The 20,264-nt window shown below is 68.3% G+C and carries 21 protein-coding genes and 1 pseudogene; 16 read left to right on the forward strand and 6 right to left on the reverse strand.

The window, feature by feature from the left end:
* Positions 1-199: 199 nt before the first annotated feature.
* Positions 200-1,330 carry an AI-2E family transporter gene (locus tag ACW177_RS01630; protein WP_492026928.1) on the reverse strand — a complete coding sequence of 377 codons (1,131 nt, stop codon included), beginning with the start codon at positions 1,328-1,330 and terminating at the stop codon, positions 200-202.
* A gap of 110 nt (positions 1,331-1,440) precedes the next feature.
* Between ACW177_RS01630 and ACW177_RS01635 the strand changes: the two are divergent.
* The 12 genes and pseudogenes from ACW177_RS01635 to ACW177_RS01690 all read left to right on the forward strand — a co-directional run bounded on the left by ACW177_RS01635 (position 1,441) and on the right by ACW177_RS01690 (position 11,243).
* Positions 1,441-2,946, forward strand: a pseudogene (locus ACW177_RS01635) (helicase HerA-like domain-containing protein).
* A 38-nt stretch (positions 2,947-2,984) separates the two neighbouring features.
* Positions 2,985-3,542 carry a NifU family protein gene (locus tag ACW177_RS01640; RefSeq protein ID WP_492026929.1) on the forward strand — a complete coding sequence of 186 codons (558 nt, stop codon included), beginning with the start codon at positions 2,985-2,987 and terminating at the stop codon, positions 3,540-3,542.
* A gap of 60 nt (positions 3,543-3,602) precedes the next feature.
* On the forward strand, positions 3,603-4,178 hold the full coding sequence (locus ACW177_RS01645; RefSeq protein ID WP_492026930.1) for a helix-turn-helix domain-containing protein: 576 nt from the start codon (positions 3,603-3,605) through the stop codon (positions 4,176-4,178).
* Positions 4,179-4,316: 138 nt separating this feature from the next.
* On the forward strand, positions 4,317-4,628 hold the full coding sequence (locus ACW177_RS01650; RefSeq protein WP_492026931.1) for a helix-turn-helix domain-containing protein: 312 nt from the start codon (positions 4,317-4,319) through the stop codon (positions 4,626-4,628).
* Positions 4,629-4,638: 10 nt separating this feature from the next.
* Entirely contained in the window at positions 4,639-5,319 is a 681-nt protein-coding gene (gene tsaB / locus ACW177_RS01655; protein WP_492026932.1) for a tRNA (adenosine(37)-N6)-threonylcarbamoyltransferase complex dimerization subunit type 1 TsaB, read from the forward strand.
* Positions 5,316-5,759 (forward strand): ribosomal protein S18-alanine N-acetyltransferase, encoded by a 444-nt coding sequence (rimI, locus tag ACW177_RS01660; RefSeq protein ID WP_492026933.1) that lies wholly within the window; start codon positions 5,316-5,318, stop codon positions 5,757-5,759. Before tsaB ends, rimI begins: the two co-directional genes overlap by 4 nt.
* 27 nt (positions 5,760-5,786) lie before the next feature.
* Entirely contained in the window at positions 5,787-6,272 is a 486-nt protein-coding gene (locus ACW177_RS01665) for a Fur family transcriptional regulator (RefSeq protein WP_492026934.1), read from the forward strand.
* 43 nt (positions 6,273-6,315) lie between these two features.
* On the forward strand, positions 6,316-7,731 hold the full coding sequence (gene miaB / locus ACW177_RS01670; protein WP_492028053.1) for a tRNA (N6-isopentenyl adenosine(37)-C2)-methylthiotransferase MiaB: 1,416 nt from the start codon (positions 6,316-6,318) through the stop codon (positions 7,729-7,731).
* Positions 7,731-8,717: a PhoH family protein gene (locus tag ACW177_RS01675; RefSeq protein WP_492026935.1), complete on the forward strand. Its 987-nt coding sequence runs from the start codon at positions 7,731-7,733 to the stop codon at positions 8,715-8,717. The genes miaB and ACW177_RS01675 overlap by 1 nt, the downstream gene beginning before the upstream one ends.
* Entirely contained in the window at positions 8,714-9,175 is a 462-nt protein-coding gene (ybeY, locus tag ACW177_RS01680; protein WP_492026936.1) for an rRNA maturation RNase YbeY, read from the forward strand. Before ACW177_RS01675 ends, ybeY begins: the two co-directional genes overlap by 4 nt.
* A gap of 5 nt (positions 9,176-9,180) precedes the next feature.
* Entirely contained in the window at positions 9,181-10,812 is a 1,632-nt protein-coding gene (gene lnt / locus ACW177_RS01685; RefSeq protein ID WP_492026937.1) for an apolipoprotein N-acyltransferase, read from the forward strand.
* A 17-nt stretch (positions 10,813-10,829) separates the two neighbouring features.
* Positions 10,830-11,243 (forward strand): helix-turn-helix domain-containing protein, encoded by a 414-nt coding sequence (locus ACW177_RS01690; protein WP_492026938.1) that lies wholly within the window; start codon positions 10,830-10,832, stop codon positions 11,241-11,243.
* 4 nt (positions 11,244-11,247) lie between these two features.
* On the opposite strand, the gene greA is transcribed toward ACW177_RS01690, so the two are convergent.
* Complete coding sequence (gene greA, locus ACW177_RS01695; RefSeq protein WP_492026939.1) at positions 11,248-11,727, reverse strand: transcription elongation factor GreA; 480 nt, start codon at positions 11,725-11,727, stop codon at positions 11,248-11,250.
* A gap of 63 nt (positions 11,728-11,790) precedes the next feature.
* Here greA and ACW177_RS01700 point away from each other — a divergent pair, with 63 nt between their 5' ends.
* Positions 11,791-13,005, forward strand: coding sequence for a TIGR03862 family flavoprotein (locus tag ACW177_RS01700; RefSeq protein WP_492026940.1), 1,215 nt, complete (start codon positions 11,791-11,793; stop codon positions 13,003-13,005).
* Positions 13,006-13,051: 46 nt separating this feature from the next.
* Positions 13,052-14,695, forward strand: a complete 1,644-nt coding sequence (locus ACW177_RS01705; RefSeq protein WP_492026941.1) for a M28 family metallopeptidase — start codon at positions 13,052-13,054, stop codon at positions 14,693-14,695.
* Here the strand turns inward: ACW177_RS01705 and ACW177_RS01710 are convergent.
* On the reverse strand, positions 14,692-17,058 hold the full coding sequence (locus ACW177_RS01710; protein ID WP_492026942.1) for a sensor histidine kinase: 2,367 nt from the start codon (positions 17,056-17,058) through the stop codon (positions 14,692-14,694). The two genes, ACW177_RS01705 and ACW177_RS01710, sit on opposite strands and share 4 nt — an antisense overlap.
* A gap of 129 nt (positions 17,059-17,187) precedes the next feature.
* Between ACW177_RS01710 and ACW177_RS01715 the strand changes: the two genes are divergently transcribed.
* Positions 17,188-17,598, forward strand: a complete 411-nt coding sequence (locus tag ACW177_RS01715) for a metallopeptidase family protein (protein WP_492026943.1) — start codon at positions 17,188-17,190, stop codon at positions 17,596-17,598.
* A gap of 4 nt (positions 17,599-17,602) precedes the next feature.
* On the opposite strand, the gene ACW177_RS01720 is transcribed toward ACW177_RS01715, so the two are convergent.
* Positions 17,603-18,298, reverse strand: coding sequence for a MarC family protein (locus tag ACW177_RS01720; protein ID WP_492026944.1), 696 nt, complete (start codon positions 18,296-18,298; stop codon positions 17,603-17,605).
* An 88-nt stretch (positions 18,299-18,386) separates the two neighbouring features.
* Between ACW177_RS01720 and pyrF the strand changes: the two genes are divergently transcribed.
* Positions 18,387-19,118, forward strand: a complete 732-nt coding sequence (gene pyrF, locus ACW177_RS01725) for an orotidine-5'-phosphate decarboxylase (protein ID WP_492026945.1) — start codon at positions 18,387-18,389, stop codon at positions 19,116-19,118.
* Positions 19,119-19,121: 3 nt separating this feature from the next.
* On the opposite strand, the gene ACW177_RS01730 is transcribed toward pyrF, so the two are convergent.
* Entirely contained in the window at positions 19,122-19,913 is a 792-nt protein-coding gene (locus tag ACW177_RS01730) for a hypothetical protein (protein ID WP_492026946.1), read from the reverse strand.
* Positions 19,914-19,978: 65 nt separating this feature from the next.
* Positions 19,979-20,236 (reverse strand): DUF1674 domain-containing protein, encoded by a 258-nt coding sequence (locus ACW177_RS01735; protein ID WP_492026947.1) that lies wholly within the window; start codon positions 20,234-20,236, stop codon positions 19,979-19,981.
* Between the last annotated feature and the right edge of the window lie 28 nt (positions 20,237-20,264).

The following is a 20,264-nucleotide window of genomic DNA, read 5'->3' on the forward strand; positions in this document are numbered from 1 at the left end:
CAAAAACGAGAAGGCCGCCGAGCGGGGGAACTCGGCGGCCTGCGCGAATCCGACGCGAGGGGAGGGGAGGGTGCGTCGGTCTCGCTTCGCTGCGGTTCGGAGGGGATTGTCCCGCAGCGTCGAGATGGAAAATGGGAAGCCTTTCGCCGGGTTCAAGGGACGCAAGCGCGGCTTTTGGCGCGACGCGGCGCCGCAGGGCTCAGGTCTTTGTTTCGGCGGCCTTCTTCGTTGAGGCGGCGCTTCGGGCCTTGTCCCTCTGCCGGCCTTCGTCGGCATAGGGGGCGCCGTCGCCGGACAGCAGGATCGCCATCCAGCGCGAGCCCTGGAACTCGGCCAGGATCGCCATGGCCATGACGGCCAGAGGGGTCGACAGGAACATGCCCACCACGCCCCACAGCTTGCCCCAGAAGGCCAGGGCCAACAGGACCACGACCGGATCGATGTTCTGGTTGTCGCCCTGCATGCGCGGCTGAACCAGATTGCCGACGATGAAGAGAATGGTCTGAAGTCCGACCAGCAGGATCAGGGCCGGCCAATAGCTGGGGAATTGCACCAGGGCGAACAGGGGGGGCGCCAGTCCCGCCACCGCCCCGCCCAGTACGGGGATGAAACCGACGATGAAGATGACGAAGGTCCAGAACTCGGCGTTCTGAAGTCCCACGGCCCGCATCAGGATCCACGCCGCCAGACAGATCATGGCCCCGGTGACGGTCTGGACCCAGATATAGCCCTCGACCCCGCCGCGAACCCGTTCGAACACCGCGACCGCCTCGTCGCGCTGGGCCTTTTGGGGGAACATGGCGACGATCTTGCGCCGGAAGCCGATCTGCGACGCCAGCAGAAAGCCCAGATAGACCATGACGAAGAATGCGCCGGAGGCGATGCCCTGGGCCTGCATGGCGATCGACGCGACATAGCCGCGAAAATCGACGCCGTTGATCAGCTCCTGGGCCGTCGGCGGATTGTCCAGCCGCACCATGCCATAGACGTCGCGGAGGATCTGATCGATGCGGGGCCCGATATTCTGCGACACGCCCGAGGCCTCGCCGAAGAAGCCGGCCGCGCCGTTCACGATGATGGCGATGGAGGCGAAGAAGGAAAGCACGACCAGGATCAGGGCGGCGACCCCGGCCCAACGGTCGTTCAGCGGCGTCCGCGCGGCCACCGACCGCTTCACCCCGTCGATCATGATCAGCAGGAACAGGGCCATGGCCAGCGGCGTCAGTATGTCCCGAAGCCAGTATATGGCCGCGCCGGCGGCCACCGTCGCGATCAGGGCTGCGGCGTTCCGCGATACGGCCGACGGCTGCATGGTGATGGGACTTTTCATGGCGATCCTTGTCGGCGGAGCGCCGACCGGCGTCAACAAGCGCGAACAGCGACGGTTCCGGCGCGCGAGGGTCTGCGCTAGACCTTCGTCACCCCTTTGGAGACCTACCGATGTCAGACGCTCCCTCCGGTCTCTTCCTCGGCCAGTCTGACGCGGGCCAGTCTGACGCGGCCCGGCCCGAGACCCTGCTGTTTCACCGGGCGAACCGCCACGGCGTGATCGCCGGCGCCACCGGAACCGGCAAGACCGTGACCCTGCAGATCATGGCCCAGGGGTTTTCGGACGCCGGCACGCCGGTCTTCTGCGCCGATGTGAAGGGCGACCTGTCGGGCATTTCGCAGGTCGGCGCCCCGAACGAGAAACTGCTCGCCCGCGCCGCCGAAATGGGCCTGACCCTGGCGCCGCGCGCTGCGCCGACGGTGTTCTGGGATCTGTATGGCCAGAAGGGGCATCCGATCCGCACGACCGTGTCCGAGATCGGCCCCGTGCTGATGGCCCGGATGCTGGACCTGAACGAGGTTCAGGAAGGCGTGATGACGGTGGTCTTCCATATCGCGGACAAGGAGCGACTGCTGCTACTGGACCTCGACGACCTGCGCAGCCTGCTGGCCTATGTCGGCGAGAACGCCGAGCGGATCGGTCGCGAGGTCGGCAATGTCGCCCCCGCCTCGATCGCCGCTATCCAGCGCGCCCTGCTTCAGCTGGAACAGCAGGGCGGATCGGCCTTCTTCGGCGAACCGGCCCTGAAGCTGGAGGACATGATCCGCACCGGTTTGGACGGGCGGGGCCAGGTCAATGTGCTGGATTCGACCCGGCTGATGAACAGTCCGCGCCTGTACGCGGCCTTCCTGCTCTGGCTGCTGTCGGAACTGTTCGAACAGCTGCCGGAGGTGGGCGACCCGGAGAAGCCGCGCCTGGTCTTCTTCTTCGATGAGGCCCACCTGCTGTTCAACGACGCGCCCCGCGCCCTGCTGGAGAAGGTCGAACAGGTGGTGCGGCTGATCCGGTCCAAAGGGGTCGGCGTCTATTTCGTCACCCAGAACCCCGCCGATATCCCTGACAGCGTCCTGGCCCAGCTGGGCAATCGCATCCAGCACGCGCTGCGCGCCTATACGCCGTCCGAGCAGAAGGGCCTGAGGGCTGCGGCCCAGAGCTTCCGCGCCAATCCCGACTTCGACACCGCCGAGGCCATTCAGGCCCTGGGCGTGGGCGAGGCCCTGGTTTCGGTGCTGGACGAGAAGGGCGCCCCGACGGTCGTCGCCCGCACGAAGATCCGGCCGCCGGCCTCGCGACTGGGGCCGGCGACCGAGGCCGAACGCGCGGCCGTTATTGCGGCCAGCCCGGTGCGCGGTCTCTACGACTAGGTGCTGAACCGCGAGTCGGCCGAGGAAATTCTCGCGGCGCGCCATGCCGCTTCGGATCAGGCCGAAGCTCAGGCCAAAGCCGACGAAAAGGCGGCGAAGGTAAGGGGCCGACCTGCGCCGGCTCCCCGGGCTCGCGCCTCCAATCGGCAGACCCCGATGGAGGCCTTGACCAAGTCGGTGTTGCGCACGGCCGGATCGACCCTCACCCGCGAACTGCTGCGGGGCGTGCTGGGCGGACTGCGACGCCGATAAGGCTTGCAACCCGACGGCGGCATGCGCATCTCACGCCCATGTTCATCCAGACCGAACCCACGCCCAATCCGAACGTGCTGAAATTCCTGCCGGGCCGCGATGTCTCGCCGCTCAAGGTGCTGGATTATCGCACCATAGACGAGGCCGAAGCCTCGCCTCTGGCCGAGGCCCTGTTCGAACTCGAAGGCGTCGACGGCGTCTTCTTCGGCGCCGACTATGTTTCGGTGACCCGCAATGAGCGCGGACCGGACTGGTCCGAGATGAAGGCGCCGATCCTGGGCGTCATCATGGATCATTTCGTCTCCGGCCGCCCCCTGACCCGCGAAGGGGCCGAAGCCGAGGGCCATGCCGAAGACGACAGCGAGATCGTCGCCGAGATCAAGGCCCTGCTGGACAGCCGCATCCGCCCGGCCGTGGCCCAGGACGGCGGGGACATCCTGTTCGATAGCTTCGACGAAGCGACCGGGGTGTTGAGCCTGCGGATGCGCGGCGCCTGCTCCGGCTGTCCTTCGTCTTCGGCGACCCTGAAGGCGGGCGTCGAGCAGATGATGCGCCACTATGTGCCGGAAGTGACGCGGGTCGAGCAGACCGTCTGATCGCCTGAGGCGTTTTTCGTTCTCGCCACACGTGCGTCGGTGCGCCATCTTGGGGGCGACATGCCGCGCTTCGTTCCTGATCCTGAAGTCCTTCGCCTGGGCGAGGCGCTTGCTGCGTTGCGCCGCGAGCGTGGTCTGTCCCAGGCCGAGGCCGGCGCGCGGCTGGACATGACCAGCCAGGGATGGGGCCTCTATGAGTCCGGCCGCAGACCAGGTCTGTTCCGTCCCGATGTGCAGCGGCGTCTGACCGGCGCCCTGGATTCGACGCCCGAGGCTCTGGCCCTGATCCTGGGCGGCCCTGCGCCGGAGCCCGCTTCATTGACAACGGGTGTGGAGAGCCGGGGGCGCGATTTCGAAGGGTCGACTAGGTCGAAGCGACTGGAGGTTTGCGACGACGCCCTGTCGCCCTGGGCTGAACCGGGCGTCGTTCTTGAATACCAGCCGGGCTTATCCCCGCGTCCGGGGCAGGGCTGCGTCATTGAGATGACGGGCGGCGCCGTGCGTGTCCGCCTGTTCGAAAGGTCCGACGCAAACTTGATCCATGTCCGGGGCGCCGGCGCACTGGATCGCCGGGAGGTCATCGACCGGCGGGACGTGTCGCGCCTGTCCGCCGTCATCGCCCGCCATGAGCCATGAAACGAAAAGGTTGTATGCCCGCAAAGGTTGTGCCATTCTCCCCTTATGGACAGGACGCCCCCCTCTCGTAAAACGGCCCGCGCGGTCGAACCTCTCGACGTCGAGGTTGGCGCACGGATCGCCTCACGACGTACGGCCTTGGGCCTTTCCCAGACCGCTCTGGGCGAACTGGTCGGCGTCAGCTGCCAGCAGGTGCAGAAGTACGAAGGGGGCCAGAACCGGATTTCGGCGGCGCGTCTGCACCATCTGGCTTTGGCGTTGGGACTTCCGGTCGAGGCCTTCTTCCCGGAACGGCCCGAGGACGTCCAGAACGTGGAACTGTCCCTGATCCGGTCGCTTGCCGAAACGCCCGAGGGTCGGGCCATGGCCAGCGGTTTTTCCCGCATTGAGGACCGGGCGGTTCGGCGCGCCCTGACACGACTGGTGGAGGTTCTGGCAAGAGCCGCCTAGAAGGCGGGGCATGAGACTTCTGGTGATCGATACGGCGCTCGGCGCCTGCACGGCTGCGGTGTTCGAGGACGACCGGCCCCTGGCTGTCCGGTTCGAACCCATGACCAAGGGCCATCAGGAGCGGCTGGGGGGTCTGGCGCGGGACGCCATGGCGGAAGCCGGAGGGGCGTTTGAAGACCTGGACCGGATCGGCGTGACGGTCGGACCCGGCTCTTTCACGGGGTTGCGTGTCGGGTTGGCCTTCGCTCAGGGGCTGGGCGCGGCCCTGGGTCGTCCAGTCGTGGGCGTATCGACGCTGGATGGGCTGGCGGCCTCGCTCGAACGAACTGAAGCCCCGGTCGCCGCGCTGATCGACGCGCGCCGCGGACAGGTCTACGCCAAACTGTTCAGCCAGGGCGGAGCTGTCGGTCCTGACGAAGCCTTGACGCTGGACGAGGCGGCGCGGAGAATCGCCGCTCAGGGCGACGGCGTTCGTCTGGTCGGCAACGGCGCCGCCGTGCTGGTCGAGGCCTTTCCTGATCTGGGCTTCGCATCCATGGACGCTCGTGTCGCGCCGACGCCCGAAGCTCTGGCCCGCCTGGTCCGCGCGGCCGATCCAGAGCGTCATCCGCCCCGCCCCCTGTATCTGCGCGCGCCAGACGCCACCCCGCCCAGCCGCCTGCCGGGCCAGCCGCGTCAGCCCGCCCCATGAGCGCCGCCGATCCCGACCTTCTGGCGCGGCTTCACGCCCAGGCCTTCGCCGCGCCGTGGAGCGAGGCGGAGTTCGCGGATCTGCTGAACCAGACGGGCGTCTTCGCCGTGGTGGAGCCCGACGGCTTCATCCTGGTCCGCGTCGTGCTGGACGAGGCTGAAATCCTGACCCTAGCGGTCCGGCCCGAGGCGAGACGCGTTGGATTGGGCGGGCGTCTGACGGGGCAGGGGGCTTTGACTGCAGCCGCAGCCGGCGCCGCGCGTTTGTTTCTGGAAGTGGCGGAAGACAATACGGCGGCCCGCGCCCTTTATGACCGCGCGGGCTTTCGCCAGATCGGTCGGCGCAAGGCCTATTATGCGGCTTCAGACGGCCGCCGGACCGATGCTTTGGTGCTGGGTCTGGACCTCCGGAATAATCCCGACAAGGCGCCGCTTCCCTGAAGCGATCCAAACCCCTATTCTAGGTCTATGGACCGGATCGAAAAACTCTGCGCCGACCGCGGCATGCGTATGACTGAACAGCGTCGGGTGATCGCCCGCGTGCTGTCCTCGGCGGAAGATCACCCCGATGTGGAGGAGCTGTATCGCCGCGCTTCCTCGATCGATCCGCACATCTCGATCGCCACCGTCTATCGCACCGTGCGCCTGTTCGAAGAGGCGGGCGTGGTCGAGAAGCATGATTTCGGCGACGGGCGCAGCCGCTACGAAGAAGCGGGCGACGATCACCACGATCACCTGATCGACACCAAGACCGGCGAGGTCATCGAGTTCTTCGACGCCGAGATCGAGAAGCTGAAGACCGAGATCGCCGAACGCCTGGGCTTCGAACTGATCGGCCACAAGCTGGAACTGTACGGGGTGGCGATCGAAGGCGCCGAACCGTCCAAGCGCGAAGGCCTGATCTTCAAGCGCCACGCCGCCCGGGTCGCGCCCGCAGACGTGGATGCAGGCTGACCTCGGTCTTGTCGCCGTCGATGCGGGCGATCATAAGCCCGGCATGACCGAGACCCTGGTTCCGCAAGCCGAGGCGACGCTGGACACGCCGTCCAAGCGCCTGTTCATCAAGACCTACGGCTGCCAGATGAATGTCTATGACAGCGAGCGCATGGCCGATGTCCTGCGCCCGCTGGGCTATGCCGTCACGGACGACGTCAAGGCGGCGGATTTCGTCATCCTGAACACCTGCCACATCCGCGAGAAGGCGGCGGAGAAGATCTATTCCGAACTGGGCAAGATGCGCGAGCTTCGCGACATCAAGCGCGAGGCGGGCGGCGACATGACCATCGCCGTCGCCGGCTGCGTCGCCCAGGCCGAGGGCGAGGAGATCATGAAACGCCAGCCGGCGGTCGATATCGTCGTCGGCCCCCAGGCCTATCACCAGCTGCCCGAACTTCTGACCCGCACGGCGCGGGCGCGGGGCGAACGGATCGGCGCCGACTTCGCCCCCGACGACAAGTTCGACGCTCTGCCGGCCGCCCGCTTTACCGAAGGCCCGACCGCCTTCCTGACGGTGCAGGAAGGCTGCGACAAGTTCTGCACCTTCTGCGTGGTGCCCTATACGCGCGGCGCCGAATGGTCGCGTCCCCTGGCCTCGGTGCTGGAAGAGGCGCGGGCCTTAGCCGGGCGCGGCGTGCGCGAAGTCACCCTGCTGGGCCAGAACGTCAACGCCTATGACGGCGAGCGGCCGGATGGCCGCAAGTCCAGCCTGGTCGAGCTGGCCTACGCCCTGGCCGAAATCCCCGGACTGGACCGGATCCGCTATACGACCAGCCACCCCAACGACATGTCGGACGACCTGATCGCGGCCCACGGCGATCTGGACGCCCTGATGCCCTATCTGCACCTGCCGGTTCAGGCGGGGTCGGACCGGATCCTGCGGTTGATGAACAGGAAGCATGGGCGAGAGAAATACCTCGACCTGATCGCCCGCATCCGCGAGGCCCGGCCCGACATCGCCATGGCCGGCGACTTCATCGTCGGCTTCCCCGGCGAGACGGACAAGGAGTTCGAGGACACGCTGGATCTGGTGCGGCGTGTGAACTACGCGGGGGCCTTCGCCTTCATGTATTCGCCCCGGCCCGGCACTCCCGCCGCCGGCATGGGCAGACAGGTCGAGCTGGAGGTGGCCAAGGAACGGCTGCACCGTCTGATCGACCTGCTGACCGAACAACAGACCGCCTTCAACCTCGCCCAGGCGGGGCGCACCCTGAATGTGCTGTTCGACAAGCCGGGCCGACACGGCCACCGTCGCCAAGCGGTCGGTCGATCCCCATATCTTCAGTCGGTCCATGTCGATGACGCGGATCATCTGATCGGCCAGATCGTTCCGGTCGAGATCATCGCCGGCCAGCAGAACAGTCTGACCGGTCGGCTCGCCTCCGCAGGGGCGGCGAAGAAAGAAAAGGCGGCCTAGTGGCGAGAGACTCCGAGTTCGTTCCCCTGAATGACGCTGAACTGCGTGCGGTGATCGGACCCAATAGCCGTCACGTCGCCCTGATCGAGGACGCCTTCAAGGTGCTGGTCGAGGCGCCGGGCGGCGGGGTTTCGGTCAATGGCGGCACCCGCGATCGCTCGGACGCCCGCCAGGTGATCGAGGACCTGGCCAAGCGTGCGGCTCTGGGGGCGGAGGTCACAGAGGCCGATGTCCGTGCGGCCCTGGGCCAGGCGCGTGGCGGCAAGGGCACGCCGGGCATGGCGGCGGCGGGCGTGTCGCTTCCGGGGGGCAAGCGCGGCGCCATCGTGCCCAAGACCAAGGCCCAGGCCGCCTATCTGGACATGTTGGGCCGCTGCGAACTCAGCTTCGGCGTCGGTCCGGCCGGCACCGGCAAGACCTTCCTGGCGGCGGCTTACGGCGCCTCCCTGCTGCGGCGCGGCCAGGTGGACCGGCTGGTCATCACCCGGCCGGCGGTCGAGGCGGGCGAGAAACTGGGCTTCCTGCCGGGCGACCTGAACGAAAAGGTCGATCCCTATCTGGCCCCGATCTGGGAGGCGCTGAACGACATCCTGGGCGCCGAGGACGTGCAGCGTCGCCGGGACAAGGGCGAGATCGAGGCGGCGCCCATCGCCTTCATGCGCGGCCGCACTCTCAGCCACGCCTTCGTCATCGTCGATGAGGCGCAGAACACCTCGCGGCTGCAGATGAAGATGGTCCTGACCCGGTTGGGCGAGGGCGCGCGCATGGTGGTGACCGGCGACCCGTCGCAGATCGACCTGCTGAACCCGCGCGATTCCGGCCTGGCCCATGCGCTGCGGATTCTGGACGGGGTCAAGGGCGTCGGCATCCTGAAGTTCGAAGCCTCGGATGTGGTGCGTCACGCCATGGTCGAGCGGATCGTGCGCGCCTATGACGCCGACGCCGCAAAAGGCCGCCCGGCCCCGGACCTCGAAGACAGCGAATGATCGAGATCGAAGTCGAGGCGGAGGCCTGGACCGCCGCATTGTCGGACGCCGAAGCCGTGGTGGAGACCGCAGCGAAGGCGGCCCTGGGCGCCGTCGAGGGCGATGTCGTCATTCTGCTGACCGATGACGCAGCGGTGCGCGACCTGAACGCCCGGTTTCGCGACAAGGACAAGCCGACCAATGTCCTGTCTTTCCCGGCGCCCGAGAGCGCTGCGCCGCATCTGGGCGACATCGTCCTGGCCTACGGCGTCTGCGCGGCCGAGGCTGAGGCGCAGGGCAAGACCCTGGCCGATCATCTGAGTCATCTGGTCGTCCACGGCGTGCTGCACCTCCTGGGGCGCGACCACGAAGACGACGCCGAGGCCGAAGAGATGGAGGCCGAGGAGCGCGAAATCCTGGCCCAGATCGGCGTCGCAGACCCCTACGCCGCCGACTCCTCCGTAGATGGGCAGGACTGACCCCTATGTTTCCCGACGCCGCGCTTGACCGTTTCGCCGCCCGCATTCGCGCGCTTCCGGACAAGCGAAGGGCCCTGACCTGGCGGTGGATCCGGATAGGCTTGGCGCTGTTGGCGGGGGCGGGGACAGCCTTCGCCCATCCGCCGTTCGGGCTTCTGGCGGGTCTGCTGGGTTATCCGCTGCTGATGATCCTGTCCGAACGGTCGGACACGACGCGCGGGGCCTTCTGGATGGGCTGGCTGGCGGGGTTCGCCTATTTCTTCATCGGCTGCTGGTGGGTGGCGGAGGCCTTCTTCGTCAATCCGGAGCAGGCCTGGATGGCGCCCTTCGCCGCCAGCCTGCTGCCCGCCGGGATCGGCCTGTTCTGGGGCGCGGCCTGCGCCCTCTATCGCCGGTTCGCCCCCATAGGCGTGGTCCGGGTTCTGTTGTTCGCCGCCCTGTTCTGCGCCGCTGAATGGCTGCGCGGCCACGTGTTGACCGGCCTTCCCTGGAACCCGGCCGGTGCGACCTGGCGGGCAGGCGGCGGCATGTCGCAGTTCGCTTCGGTGGTCGGGGTCTATGGGTTGAGCCTGGTCACGGTCGCAGCGACCGCCGCCCTGGCGCCCCTGATCGGGCCGGGCGCGGCGCGGAGTCGCCTGATCTCGGCGGGACTGGGTGTTCTGGCCCTGACCGCCGTCGGCGTCTTCGGCGCCGTACGTCTGGCCCAGGCCGATTTGCAGTTCACCGATACGGTGGTTCGCCTGGTTCAGGCCGATGTGAAACAGGAGACCAAATGGTCGCCCGAGGCCTATCGCTCCATCGTGAACCGCTACGTCGCCCTGACCGGGCAGCCGGGCGCGAAGACGCCCGACGTCGTGGTCTGGCCGGAAGGCGCCCTGCCGGCCTCGGCCAATGACGTCTTCGCCTCGACGGATGCGATGGCCATCGCGGGGGCTCTGCGTCCTGGCCAAACCCTGCTGATGGGTCTGGCGCGCGGCGAGGCGGATCTGACGGCCCCCGACGGCGCCCGCTATTACAACAGCCTGTTCGCCCTGGCCGACGAGGGGGGACCGGGCCTGCGGATCGCCGCCATCTATGACAAGCATCGGCTGGTGCCGTTCGGCGAATATCTGCCGCTGGGGTCGATCATGACCGCCGTGGGTCTGCGCAGTCTGGTGCATATGCCCAGCGACTTTTCGGCAGGACCGACCCCGGCGCCGATCCAGATTCCAGGCGCGCCGCCCGCTCAGATCCTGATCTGCTACGAAAGCCTCTATCCCGGCTTCACGCCCGGCTCAGCAGGCCGCCCGGACTGGATCGTCAACGCCTCCAACGACGCCTGGTTCGGCGCCACCTCGGGGCCGCGCCAGCATCTGAACCTGGCCTCCTATCGCGCCATCGAGACCGGTCTGCCTATCGCCCGCGCCACGCCGACAGGGATTTCAGCCATGATCGACCCCTGGGGCCGGATCGTGGACGGGGAACGGCTGGACCCCGGCGTCATGGGGGTGATCGACGCGCCGCTGCCGCGCCCGACCGACGTCACGCCCTACGGCCGACTGGGCGACTGGCTGTTTCTGGCCGGCCTTCTGGCGGCCGGGCTCGTCGGCTTGTGGCCGTTGATCGCACGATCTAGGGTTCCCCGAATCGAACGTTGATTTGGGACGGACAAGGCATGGCGCGAGACAAGACCGAACAGCCGCACGCCGTCGATCGCCACGTCGGCCGCCGTGTTCAGGAAAAACGCCTCGACCTGGGCCTGACCCAGAGCGCCCTGGCCCGCGCCGTCGGCGTCAGCTTCCAACAGGTTCAGAAATACGAAAAGGGCACGAACCGCGTCTCGGCTTCGAAACTGTTCGAGATGGCCGAGTTCATGAAGGTCGAGATCCCGTTCTTCTTCCAGGGTTTCAGGGACGCTCAGCCCGGACTGGGGGAAGAGGAGACGCCCGGTTTCGATCATGAGCACAGGCCGACGAAACAGAGTGTCGAGATCGCCCGACTTGCGCCTCGTCTGCCGGTCCGGAACCAGAAGCTGATCCTGGAGATGATGCGGGAGATACTGGGCGAGCCGGACGAAAAGTCCCACTGAGGCCTCACCCGACGGCGGTGACCTCCACCGACTGACCGGCCACCACGGCTTCGTCCCCGACGCGTTTCCCCAATAGAGCGCGGGCCAGAGGCGAGACATGGCTGACCGAGCCCTTGGCCGGGTCCGCCTCGTCCTCGCCGACGATCCGCCAGGTCTGGACGCGCCCGTCCTCGCGTTCGATGGAGACCCAGCCGCCGAACCTCACCCCGCCGTCGTCCTGCGTCGGCTCCATCAGCTGGGCCGAGGCGCGGCGGGCGGACCAGTAGCGCAGATCCCGCGTCGCGCGCGCCATGGCGGTGCGGTCGCTCTCGATCGACCCCTTCACCTGGGCGGCGGTATAGGCGGCGCGGGCGGCGGCCAGTTCCGCCTCGATCAGGGCCAGGCCTTCAGGCGTGACCAGATTGGGATGGGGTGAGATCGGGCGGTCCGCCAGGTCGGCGGCCGTGGCTTCCAGATCTTCTTCTCGGGTGAATGCGACGCTCATAGGCGGAACATAGCGACCCACGTCCCTATAGCCAGCGTCGCCGCAACCGGGCAAAGCGGGCCGATGAAACAATCTGTTCGCCAGATCCATGTGATCGGCGCCGGCCCCGCCGGCTTGATGGCGGCCGAACGTCTGGCCCAGGCCGGCCTCGCCGTCGTGGTTCACGACCGGATGCCGTCCGTGGCCCGCAAGTTCCTGATGGCCGGGCGCGGGGGGCTGAACCTGACCCATTCCGAGCCGCTGGATCGGTTTGTGACCCGCTATGGTCCCACGCAGACGCCGGTCTCGCGCTGGATCGACGCCTTCACCCCCGCCGAGCTGACGGCCTGGGTCGAGGGTCTGGGGCAGCCGACCTTTGTGGGGTCCAGCGGGCGGGTGTTTCCGCGCACGATGAAGGCCTCGCCCCTGCTGCGGGCCTGGCTGGCGCGGTTGGACGGTCTGGGCGTCGAGATCCGCACCCGGTCGCGTTGGACCGGCTGGCGTGACGGGGCCCTGGTGTTCGAGACGCCGGACGGCGAACGGTCGGAACGACCGGATGCGGTGGTCCTGGCTCTGGGCGGCGCCAGCTGGCCGCGTCTGGGGTCGGACGGCGCCTGGAAGCCCTGGCTCGAGACCGCCGGGATCGCCGTCGCCCCCTTCCGTCCCGCCAATGTCGGCTTTGACCTGGATTGGTCGCCCCGGTTCCGGGATCGGTTCGCCGGTCAACCGTTGAAGGGCGTCGCCGTGACCCATGGTGACAAGACGGTGCGCGGCGAGGCGATGGTCGCCCGGTATGGCATCGAGGGCGGCGCCGTCTACGCCCTGTCGGCCCGGTTGCGGACGACCATCGAGACGGGCGGACGCGCGGATATCCATATTGATCTGCGACCCGATGTCGCCATCGGCAAGCTGACGGATCGACTGTCGAAGCCGCGCGGCAAGGCCAGTCTGTCGAACCATCTGCGCAAGGCCGCCGGGCTTGAGCCGGTCGCCATCGCCCTGTTGCACGAGGCCGGAACTCTGCCGGTCCAGCCCCGCGCCCTGGCCGAGCGGATCAAGGTGCTGAACCTGACATTGACGGGGGTTCAGGGGCTGGAACGCGCCATTTCATCGGCGGGAGGCGTCGCTCTGGAGGGCGTCGATGAACGGTTGATGCTGACCGCCCGGCCGGGCGTCTTCGTCGCCGGCGAGATGCTGGATTGGGAGGCCCCGACCGGCGGCTATCTGCTTCAGGCCAGTTTCGCGTCCGGCGTCGTCGCGGCGCGCGGCCTTATGGCTTGGCTCGACAGCCGGGACTGACGGGGGCAGGGTTGGCCTCCCCCGCTGTTATGGAGCTCTTCCCCCGATGCGCCACGCCCTGCCCGCTGTTTCCGCCCTCGCCCTGATCATCGCCAGTTCCCCCGCGACCGCGCAGCAGACGCCTGACATCGACGCCGCGCGAATGAATGAGGCCGTGCGCGTTCTGGCGTCGGACGAATTCGAGGGGCGGGCCCCCGCCTCGCCGGGCGAGGAAAAGACGGTCGCCTGGCTGGTCGAACAGTTCCGCGCCGCCGGCGCAGAGGGCGGCGGGCCGGACGGCGCCTTCGTCCAGGTCGCCCATCTGTCGCGGACTCGTCAGGACGGTCCCGCGACCGTGGCCGCCCATGTCGGCGGCCAGACCATCGCCCTCGAGCGCGGCCCGGACGTCCTGGTGTCCAGCGACCGGCCCACAGACCGCATCACCGTGACCGACGCGCCCGTGGTCTTCGTCGGCTATGGGGCTACCGCGCCCGAGCGTCAGTGGGATGACTTCAAGGACGTGGACGTGCGCGGCAAGGTCATCGTCGTCCTGGTCAACGACCCCGATTTTGAAGCCGCAGCGGGCGAACCGGTCGCGGGCAAGTTCGACGACAAGGCCATGACCTTCTATGGCCGCTGGACTTACAAGTTCCTGGAGGCGGGTCGTCGCGGCGCGGCAGGCGTGCTGGTGGTGCATGAGACGGCGGGCGCCGGCTACGGCTGGTCGGTGCTTCAGAACTCATCGGCCGCGCCCAAGTTCGACATCGTCCGCGCCGACCCCAACGCCGAACGCGCGCCCTTCCAGGGCTGGATCCAGCGCGCCAAGGCCGAAGAACTGTTCGCCGCCGCCGGGCTCGACTTCGCTGCGCTAAAGGACAGCGCCCGCCGCGCCGACTTCCGCCCCGTCGTCCTGCCCGGCCTGACGATGAGCGTCGATTTCCGTCAGATCGCCGACCGGGTTGAAACCAAGAACGTCATCGCTCGCATTCCCGGCGCCGAACGCCCCAACGAGACCGTGATGTACGGCGCCCACTGGGACGGCTACGGCGTCGGCACCCCCAACGCCCAGGGCGACAAGATCTATAACGCCGCCGTGGACAATGCGACCGGGGTCGCCGCTTTGCTGGAACTGGCCCACGCCTTCGCAGAGGGTCCGCGTCCGAAACGCTCGGTGGTCTTCGCCGCCTGGTCGGGCGAGGAGGCCGGCCTGTTGGGTTCGACCTATTACGCCGCCAATCCGGTCTGGCCGCTGGAGACGACGGTGGCCAATATCAATGTCGACAGCCTGCTGCCCGGAACCGAGATCGATCCCAATGTCGTGGTCATCGGCAAGGGCAAGAACCAGCTGGACGATGTCCTGGCCCGGCACGCCGCCGCGACCGGTCGGACCCTGATCGCCGACCCGGCGCCCCAGGCCGGGGCCTTCTATCGCTCCGACCACTTCCCCTTGGCGTTGAAGGGCGTGCCCGCCCTGTTTCCAGCGGCCGGTTTTACGGGCGCCAGTGCGGCCAGCCGCGACTATGTCCAGAACCGCTATCACCAGCCCACCGACGAATGGGATTCGACCTGGCGCATGGACGCCGCCGCTGCGGATGTCGCTCTGATCTACGCCGTGGGGCGCGAACTGTCCGACTCGACCCAATGGCCGGAATGGAATCCCGGCGCTGAATTCGGCCCCGCACGGGACCAGTCCAAGGGCGATAGGCCTTAGGAGGCGACCGCCTGGGCTGCCGCAGGAGCCGGGACTTCAAGCGGAAGTTCCGGCGCGGCGGCGGCCGGCGAAACGCCCAGGGGCAGGTGCAGAATGAAGGCGGCGCCCTTTCCGGGCTCGCTTTCGACCTCGGCCCAGCCGCCGTGCAGCTCGACCAGGGCCTTGACCAGAGCGAGACCGACGCCTGGCCCGCCGCGCTCGCGCCGGACGAACCGGTCAAAGACGTGGGCTTGCAGGTGATAGGGGATGCCGCGGCCCGAGTCCGAGACGCTCAGGCGGATTTCCGAACTGCCCGTTTCCGCCGAAAGCGTCACGGCGCCGCCCTCGGACACGGATCGGGCGGCGTTTTCCAGCAAATGGTTCAGGGCCTGACCGACGCGATGGGCGTCGGCGCGGATCGGTTTCATACCGGGTTCGCACAGGACGGTCAGAGCGGCGCCTCGGCCCTCGACCTTGGGCCTTATGCGTTCTGCGGCCTGGCCCAGCAGGTCGGAGACGCTGACGTCGCCCAGTGACAGCTCCATCTCGCCCGCGTCGATCTGGGCCATGTCCAGCACGTCGTCGATGGAACGGGCCAGCTGACTGGCGGCCACGCGGATGGCGCCGGCGTGTTGGCGGCTGCGCTCGGGCAGGTCGCCCATGGTCTCCAGAAGTTCCGAATAGCCGACGATGGTCGTCAGCGGCGTGCGCAGCTCGTAAGAGACGCTGCCGACGAACTCCCGCTTCAGCGCCTGGCTTTCGGCCAGGGCCTGTTCGCGCTGGACCAGGGCCTGTTCCAGGCCGCGCCGCGCCGTCACGTCCGAGAAGGCGACCAGGGTGGCGCCGTCGGGTAGGGGGCGGGTCTGCCAGGCGGCGACGCGGCCGTCGACCGTCCGCCCTTCGCCCGAGATGGCGATGCGGCTCTCCGGATCCGGATCGGCGACCCGCGCCTTCAGGCCCAGCCACAGGGCCGGGTCGGGCAGGGTGGCCTTGCACAGCTCGGCTATCGCGTCGAAATCGTTCGAGGCGGCGATCCGCTCGCCCGTCAGGTTCCAGAAGTCCTCGAACGCCTCATTGTGCAGGCGCAGCCGGCCGTCGGACCCGAACACGGCCACGGCGTCGTTCAGCTTGTCCAGGGTCGCGGTCTGGACCTGGATCTGGGCGTTGAACCGGCTGCGCAGGTTCAGCTCGTCGGTGATGTCCGAGAAGATCAGCAATATGCCGCCCAGCGGGTGGGGCTGGCGCACGACCCGCAGCGTGCGCCCGTCCGGCAGGGACCAGCTGTCGTCCGGCGAAGCCTGGGCGGCGCCGTAGAAGTCCAGCTCGCGCGCCTTCCAGCCGGCATAGTCCATGACCTCGGGCAGGCGGCGGCGCTGGCGCAGTCGGTCCAGCAGTTCGGCATGGGTCGGGCGCTCGTCCAGCCAGGCCGAATCCAAGTCGAACAGGGTCTGGAAGGCCGTGTTGTGGAAGGCCAGCCGCTTGGACGGGCCGAAGATGGCGACGGCGTCGGCCAGATGGTTCAGGGTCTCGTCATGGGCGTCGACATGGCGGCGCAGGGTGTCCCGCGTCTCCTCCGCCTCGGTCACCTCGATGGCGAAGGCGATGACCGCGCCGCCGCCTGCGGGTTCGGCGATGATCCGCCAGGCGCGGCGATGGCCGCCGCCGGTGGTCCAGCGGAAACCTTCCTGTCGCAGCCCCAGCCGTCCGGCTTCGGCGACCAGGGCGTCGGCGCCCCGGTCGAAGGACAGGCTCATTTCCCGCGCCTGCACGACGGTTTCTGCTCCGATCTCGTGCAGCCAGATTCGGTTGGCCCACGCCAGCTTCCCGGCGCCGTCGACCACCCAGGTCGGGATCGGCGAGGCGTCGCCCAGCATGGCCAGACCGCTCTCGGTCGCATCGGCGCCGGTCAGCATGACCCGTGAGGCCGGCGACAGCCGCAGCCAGGCCGCGCCCCCTGCGACCCGTCCCTCGATCCGCCAGGGTTCGACGTCATCCAGGTCGATCAGGCCCTCGAAGCCTTTTCCGGTCTCGACCAGGGCCTCGATCTGGCCGGCGTGGGTCTGTTTCAGTCTGGAGAGGACGACGGCGCCCGTATCGTCGGTGGTCTCGGCGTCCGGGCCGGACAGGCGGTCGATCAGTTCGCTGGGACCTATCGGGGGTCCGCTCGCCTGCCCATCCACCGTCAGGGCCAGGCTGACATCGTCGAAGGCGCGCAACATGTTGTCATGACGACTCAAGTCAGCCAAGGCGGCGTCACGCTGATAGGTCGCGGCGGTCGTGGTTGAGTTCAGCCGTGCGCGCAGCCGAAGGGCCCAGGCGCTGACCGCCAGAGCCAGTCCAGCGGCGCCTGCTGTGGCGACATAGGCGATGTCGGCCTCGGCCATTCTTATCCCTGTGGTCACGGCGACCTGATTCGCCTTTACCATACCCCAACCGCGCGAGAAAAAATCGAGGCCGTCTTTGCGTCAACCCGCCCCGTTGCGCTGAACCGCCCAGGCGGCGATAGCGGACGCATGACCGACGCGACCGCCGACCTTTTCGCCCCCTCTCTGGACGACTTCGCCCGACTGGCGCGCGAGGCGTTTGAGGCCCTGCCGGCGGAATTCCGCGCCGCAGCGGGCGAGGTGGTCTTCCGGATCGACGACTTCGCCGATGAACAGACCCTGGCCGATCTGGAAATCGAAGATCCGTTCGAACTGACCGGCCTGTATCACGGGGTGGACATCGGTCGCCGCGACAGTCTGGGTCCGGCGGCGGAGGCGTCCTGGGTCTTCCTCTACCGCAGGCCGATCCTGGACGAATGGTGCGAACGCGGCGACGTCGGCCTGGCCGAGCTGATCGCCCATGTCTTGGTCCACGAGATCGGCCACCACTTCGGCCTGTCCGACGACGACATCCACGCCATCGAGGACGCGGCCGACTGAGCGGTCAGGGGGCGGCCGGATAGGGTGCGGTCACGGCGCCCGAGATCATGCCCGGAATGGCCTCGCCCAGGCCCAACAGGATGAACTGGATGGCCAGGGCGCACAGGATCAGGCCCAGCACCTTGACGATGATGGCCATGCCCACCTCGCCCAGCACCCGGCTCAGATAACCGGTCAGGGCGAAACAGATGCAGGAGACGACACAGGCGGCGGCGATGGCGATGACCGAGCCCGCCATGCCGGCATAGCCCAGCTGGGCGGCCTCGCCCGCATTGATGATCACGGCTGAAATGGCGCCGGGGCCGATCATCAAGGGAATGGCGAAGGGCACCACCAGCCGCTGGAAACGCCTGCGGGCGTAGCCGCGGACGTCCTTGCTGTCGGCCAGGGCGTCCTTGTCGGCGAACATGGCCAGGAAGTCGCCGCGCGCCATATCCAGGCCGAGCAGCAGCAGCAATATGCCCCCCGCAATGCGGAAGGCGGCCAGCGAAATGCCGAAGAACTGAAGCAGGCCCAGGCCGGTGAACAGGAAGAAGGACAGGAAGACAGCGGCGAACAGGCAGACCAGGGCCGAGACCGAAATTCTCTGACGCAGCGTCGCCCCGGCGGTGGCAGCGGCGAAGATGGGCAGATTGCCGATGGGATCCAGCAGCGCGAACAGGGTCACGAACAGGTTGACACCCAGATCGACCGCGTTCATCGCCTCGCCTCGCTCTTGAAATTCAACACGCCGGCCGCGCCGACGCACCCCTTGCGTCCTCGCATAGCCGCTCAGCGCGAGTCCGTCGATGACCCAGACCCAAACCGTCGCCCCCAATCGCGGTCCCGACGAACGGATCATCTGCGCCCTGGACGTGCCGACGGTCGCAGAGGCTGCGGCCCTGGTCGCGCGGGTGCAGGACGCGGTGGGCTTCTACAAGATCGGGCTGCAGCTGTTCGCGGCGGGGGGCATGGACTTGGCGCGCGACCTGAAGGCCGAGGGTCGCAAGGTGTTTCTGGACTGGAAGCTGCACGACATCGGCGCGACGGTCGAAAAGGCGGCGGCCAATCTGGCGGACGCGGGTTGCGATCTGCTGACCGTGCACGCTCGACCCCAGGTGATGGCGGCGGCGGCGCGGGGCGTGACGGGATCGGGTCTGAAGGTTCTGGGCGTGACGGTGCTGACCAGTCTGACGGCCGAGGATCTCGCCGCCGACGACCATAGTCTGTCGCCGGCTGATCTGGTGGAGCTGCGTGTGCGCCAGGCGCTGGAGGCCGGGATCGACGGCGTGGTCTCCAGTCCCCACGAGGCGGCGCGGGTGCGTGAGATCGCCGTTGCGGCCGGCTGCCCGGACTTCCTGATCGTGACGCCGGGCGTGAGACCGGCGGGTTCCGCCCTGGACGACCAGGCGCGGGCGGCGACGCCCGAAGTCGCGCTTCAGGCCGGCGCCACCCATCTGGTGATCGGCCGCCCGATCACCGCGGCGACCGATCCCCGGGCCGCAGCCCTGGCCGTCGCCGAAAGCATCGCCCTGATCTAGCGATCAGCCGCGCTCGCCGGGTTCCTGGGCGTAATACTGGCGCGGCGGGGCCTGGGGCGCGACATAATTGGGCGGGGGCAGGTCGCCGTAATAGTCCTGGACCGGCGGCGGGGCGTGGACCTCGGGCGGGGCCACATGAACCGGGGCGGGCGCGATTTCGACCGGGGCCGGTGGAACATGGACCGGCGGCGCCTCCACATAGGCGCGCTCCCGTTCGTGGTGCTCGCGCTGCTCATAGGTCTGTTCATGCCGCTCGTGATAGCGGCCTTCGTGCCGGTCTTCCCGATAGGCGGGGCGCGGCTCGGGGCGGCAATCGCACTCGGCCGGGCGCTGCGGCTGATACGGGCGCCAGCCGATGTAGTCGCGTCCGAACCCATAGACCGGATAGCCGACGGGGGCGCTGACCGGGGCCGGGCCGACGAAGGTCACGGGCGGGCCGGGAATATAGCCGCCCGAATATCCGCCCTCGGCGTAACCGCCCCCGCCGACATAGGTCACGCCGCCGCCGCTGGAGCCATGGCTGACGCTGGACGAATGGGAATAGGCGCGGGCGTTGAAGGCGGAATAGGCGGCGGCCCCGGCATAGGCCGAGGCGCTGGCTCCCGCATTCACGTTCACATTGACGTTGCTGTTGGAGTTCCCGCCGCTGTGACCGCCTCCAGGGTGTCCGCCGCCGCCCTGATGACCGCCGCCACAGCTTCCGCAACCGCCGCTCGCCGGTCCCCCGGCCAGGGCGGGAACGGCGGAAAGCAGCAGGGCCGCCGACGCGGCCGCGATCATGGACTGTATCGTCACGGGACAGACTCCTCTGAGTTGTCCCTGTTCAGGCAAGTGCTGCGCCCGCCGGCCGCGATCCGGCGTCAGAAATCGACGGCCAGACCCTTCTTCTCCCAGTCGCCATAGCGGGTAGGCTCAGGGCCGGTCGGACCGCCGTATTCGGAGGCGGTCGTCGCGACCTGCTCGGCCGCGCGGCGATCGGCCGCCTCCAGCAGGGCGCGGCGCGCGACCTCGCTCAGCGGCTTCTGGGGCGTCGCATGAGGGATGTCGGCGTTGAAAACGGGCGGGTTTTCGTTGTGGGCGGTCGCGTTGCCGCTATCGGGGGTGGGATGTTCGGTCACAGGTCAGCTCCCTTGAGGGCGGCGTCTC

The organism is Brevundimonas sp. AVps23W (assembly GCF_058681395.1).